This is a genomic window from Pseudoxanthomonas sp. CCNWLY206-1, from assembly GCF_039710385.1.
Lineage (GTDB): Bacteria > Pseudomonadota > Gammaproteobacteria > Xanthomonadales > Xanthomonadaceae > Pseudoxanthomonas_A.
Genome location: NZ_JBDKXI010000008.1, coordinates 277630 through 282017, shown reverse-complemented (window position 1 = coordinate 282017; position 4388 = coordinate 277630). Strand labels below are relative to the sequence as shown.

2 protein-coding genes are annotated in these 4388 nt (G+C 63.4%); both read left to right on the top strand.

Annotation, left to right across the window (positions count from 1 at the left end; genetic code table 11):
• Positions 1-135 precede the first annotated feature (135 nt).
• Positions 136-1566, top strand: a complete 1431-nt coding sequence (locus tag AADW18_RS17860; RefSeq protein ID WP_337344749.1) for a sugar porter family MFS transporter — start codon at positions 136-138, stop codon at positions 1564-1566.
• 166 nt (positions 1567-1732) lie between these two features.
• Positions 1733-4285, top strand: coding sequence for an exo 1,3/1,4-beta-D-glucan glucohydrolase (locus tag AADW18_RS17855; protein ID WP_337344762.1), 2553 nt, complete (start codon positions 1733-1735; stop codon positions 4283-4285).
• The last annotated feature ends 103 nt before the right edge of the window (positions 4286-4388 follow it).

The following is a 4388-nucleotide window of genomic DNA, read 5'->3' as shown; positions in this document are numbered from 1 at the left end:
AGCAAGGCGAACCGAAACAGATCAGCGGCCGCCAGGAAGCGTACGAGAATCTGTTGAATCAATATCTGCTGCGTTGATCTGACGTCGCCGAACCGTGGCTTCCATCCAACCAAGCCTCACCTACAAAGGCATCTCATGAATAGCATTCCCCTTAGCAAGGCCCCCGCAGATAGCGGCGAGAACATCAAGCTGATCATCCTGATCAGCTGCGTGGCCACTATCGGCGGCTTCCTGTTCGGCTTCGACAGCGGCGTCATCAATGGCACCGTTGATGGTTTGAAACAAACCTTCCATTCCAGTTCCGCCGGAACCGGTTTCGAAGTGGCCTCGATGCTGATCGGCTGCGCGGTCGGTGCGTTCTTCGCCGGGCGTCTGGCCGACCGCTGGGGACGGCGCGCGGTGCTGATCATCTCGGCGGTGCTGTTCCTGCTTTCCGCTGTGGGCGCGGGCATGGCCAATACCTCGACGGTCTTCATCATCGCGCGCCTCTTGGGCGGGTTCGCGGTGGGTGCGGCCAGCGTGATGTCGCCGGCGTATATCGCCGAAGTGGCTTCGGCCCGCTATCGCGGACGCCTGGCCACGGTGCAGCAGATCGCGATCATCAGCGGCCTGTTCTGCGCCTTCCTCAGCAACTATCTGCTGGCCAAGGCCGCAGGTGCTTCCACCGAGGCGCTGTGGTTGGGTTTTGCGGCGTGGCGCTGGATGTTCTGGATGATGGCGATTCCCTCGATCATCTTCCTGCTGTTGCTGCTGCTGATTCCGGAAAGCCCGCGTTATCTGGTGGTCAAGGGCCGCACCGAAGACGCGTTGAAAGTTCTGACCCGTTTGTATGGCGCGGCGGAAGCTAAAACCAAGCTGGTCGAGATCGAAGGCTCGCTGTCGGCGGACCATCATCGTCCGAGCCTTTCCGACCTGGTCGACAAGGCGAGCGGGAAAGTCCGCAAGATCGTCTGGATCGGCATCGGCTTGGCGACGTTCCAGCAGCTGGTCGGCATCAACGTGGTGTTCTACTACGGTGCGGTGCTGTGGCAGGCGGTCGGTTTCTCCGAAAACGATGCGCTGCTGATCAACGTGCTGTCCGGCGCGCTCAGCATCGGCGCCTGCCTGGTTGCCCTGATGCTGATCGACAGGATCGGCCGCAAGCCGTTGCTGTGGATCGGTTCGGCCGGCATGGCGGTGTCGCTGGGACTGGTGACGTATGCGTTCGCCAGTGCCGGCCTGGATGCGCAAGGCAAGCTGGCGATGTCCGATTCGATGGGCATGCTGGCGCTGGTCGCTGCCAACGTCTACGTGGTGTTCTTCAATGCATCGTGGGGACCGGTGATGTGGGTGATGCTGGGAGAGATGTTCCCCAACCAGATCCGTGGGTCCGGTTTGGCGGTGGCGGGTGCGGCGCAATGGACGTCCAACTTCGCGATCACCATGACGTTCCCGATCCTGCTGACCAGCATCGGCCTGGCCGGCGCGTACGGCATCTACACGGTGGCTGCGGTGATCTCGGTGTTCTTCGTACTGAAGTATGTGTACGAAACCAAGGGCCGGGAACTGGAACAGATGGAAGGCTGACGCGATCGGTGCGGTGGGGCGCAGCTGCCGCTCCCACCGCGCCGCTACCGCATCCTGAACCTCGTCTTCCGCATCTCATCGTCTACCGTTTGATGGAGCAACGATCTTGAACACACCTGTATTGTCTTCCCCTGCTTTACCTCGGGATTTCCGCGTCCGTCCTGCATTGCGGGCGAGTCTGCTGCTGGCCATTCCTGTAGCGCTGGCATTGCTCGCGTCGGGCTGCCGGAACGAAAACAAACCCGATGATCCAAACAAGGCCGCGTCCGCCGCGCCTGCTTCGCCGTGGCCGTCGGTGGCCTGGCCGGTGGCGGAAGATCCCGCTATCGAAAAGCGCATCGACGAGCTGCTGGCGAAGATGACGGTGGAAGAAAAAGTCGGCCAGATCGTGCAGGGCGACATCGCCAGCCTGACGCCGGAAGACGTACGCAAGTACCGGCTGGGTTCGGTGCTGGCCGGCGGTAACTCCGATCCGGATGGCCGGTACGATGCCACGCCCGCCGAGTGGCTGGCATTGGCCGACGCGTTCTACGACGCGTCCATGGATACCAGCACGGGCGGCAAAGCGATTCCGATCATCTTCGGTATCGATGCGGTGCACGGCCAGAGCAACATCGTGGGCGCGACCTTGTTCCCGCACAACATTGGCCTGGGGGCGACCCGCAACCCGGACCTGATGCTGCAGATCGGCAAAGTGACCGCTACCGAGACGCGCACCACCGGCATGGAGTGGGCGTTCGCGCCGACCGTGGCGGTGCCGCAGGACGACCGTTGGGGCCGCACCTACGAGGGCTATTCGGAATCGCCGGACGTGGTGGCCAGTTTCTCCGGCAAGGTGGTCGAAGGTCTGCAAGGCAAGGTCGGCTCGCCCGACTTCCTGGATGGTTCGCACGTGATCGCGTCGGTGAAGCATTTCCTCGGCGACGGCGGCACCACCGGTGGTAAGGATCAGGGCGATGCGAAGGTCGACGAAGCCGAGCTGGCGCGCATCCATGGCGCCGGTTATCCGCCGGCGATCGCGGCGGGCGCGCAGACCGTCATGGCGTCCTTCAACAGCGTCAACGGCGAAAAGATGCATGGCAACCAGCATCTGCTGACCGAAGTGCTGAAAGGCCAGATGCATTTCGGCGGCTTCGTTGTCGGCGATTGGAATGGGCACGGCCAGGTCAAGGGCTGCACCAACGACAACTGTCCGGCCACGATTGCGGCCGGCCTGGACATGGCGATGGCGCCGGACAGCTGGAAGGGCTTCTATGAAACCGCGCTGGCCGCGGTGAAAGCCGGCACGCTGCCGATGGAACGGCTGGACGATGCCGTGCGGCGCATCCTGCGAGTGAAGTTCCGTCTGGGCCTGTTCGAAGCCGGCAAGCCTTCCAAGCGTCCGCTGGGCGGCAAGTTCGAACGGCTGGGCGCGCCCGAGCATCGTGCGGTCGCACGCCAGGCGGTGCGCGAATCGCTGGTGCTGCTGAAGAACCAGGGCGGCGTGCTGCCGCTGGATCCGAAGAAGACCATCCTGGTGGCCGGCGATGGCGCCAACGATGTCGGCAAGCAGTCCGGCGGTTGGACGTTGAACTGGCAGGGCACCGGCACCAAGCGCAAGGATTATCCGAACGCCGATTCGATTTTCGAAGGTATCGAGCAGCAGGCGAAAGCGGCCGGCGGCAAAGCGGTGCTGGCGGTCGATGGCCGTTACACGCAGAAGCCCGACGTTGCCGTGGTGGTGTTCGGCGAAAATCCCTATGCCGAATTCCAGGGCGACATCGCCACGCTGGCGTACAAGCCGGGCGACGACAGTGACCTGGAACTGATCAAGCGCCTGAAAGCCGAAGGCATTCCGGTGGTGGCGGTGTTCCTGAGCGGACGACCGCTGTGGGTCAATCGCGAGATCAATGCGTCCGACGCATTCGTCGCGGCCTGGTTGCCGGGTTCGGAAGGCGGCGGTATCGCCGACGTGCTGCTGCGCAAGGCCGATGGCGGCGTCGCGCATGACTTCAAGGGCAAGCTGAGCTACTCGTGGCCACGAACCGCGACGCAGTACGCTAACAACGTGGGCCAGAAGGACTACAACCCGCAGTTCGCGTTCGGCTATGGCCTGACCTATGCCGACAAGGGCGACGTCGCGCCGCTGCCGGAAGAATCCGGCGTATCCGGTGCGCAGGCGGTGGCGGGCGTGTACTTCGGCCGCGGCCAGGTGGCGCCAGGAATGACGCTGCGGATGGAAAATGCGGAAGGCCACGCCAGCCAGATCGCTGCGCTGCCCGCAGCGCTGCATGACGGCAGCTTGCGCGTCACCGCGGTGGATCACCAGGCACAGGAAGATGCGCGCCGTTTGTCTTGGTCCGGTGAAGGCAAGGCCAGCATCGCACTGCTGTCCGCCACGCCGCTGGACCTGTCGCGCGAAAGCAATGGCGACGTGTTGCTGGTGCTGACGGTGCGGCCGGAAACGATAGCCGCTGGCGACATCAACGTAGGCGTGAGCTGCGGGTCGGGCTGCGCCGCACAGTTGCCGCTGCACGACAGCTTGGCCGCATTGCCGAAAGGTCAATGGACCACGTTGGGGATACCGCTGAAGTGCTTCGCGACGGCAGGCGCCGATGTAAGCAAGCTCGATCAGTTGCTTCGCCTGGAAACAGCCGGCAAAACGGAATTGTCGTTGTCGCGCGTGGCGTTGGGTGCGATGAACGAAGCGCAGCATGTGGTGAAGTGCGCTGTGCAGTAATGGGTAGATGGCAAACGCCAAGGATGCTGTCGTAGAGCGGAGCTGCGCCCCGCGATAATTCGGCGTGGCCAGCAGGCTCTTGTAGAGCGGAGCTTGCTCCGCT

Excerpts from the sequence above, each read along its gene's own strand:
- AADW18_RS17860 (WP_337344749.1), top strand. The coding sequence starts at position 136 with ATGAATAGCATTCCCCTTAGCAAGGCCCCCGCAGATAGCGGCGAGAAC.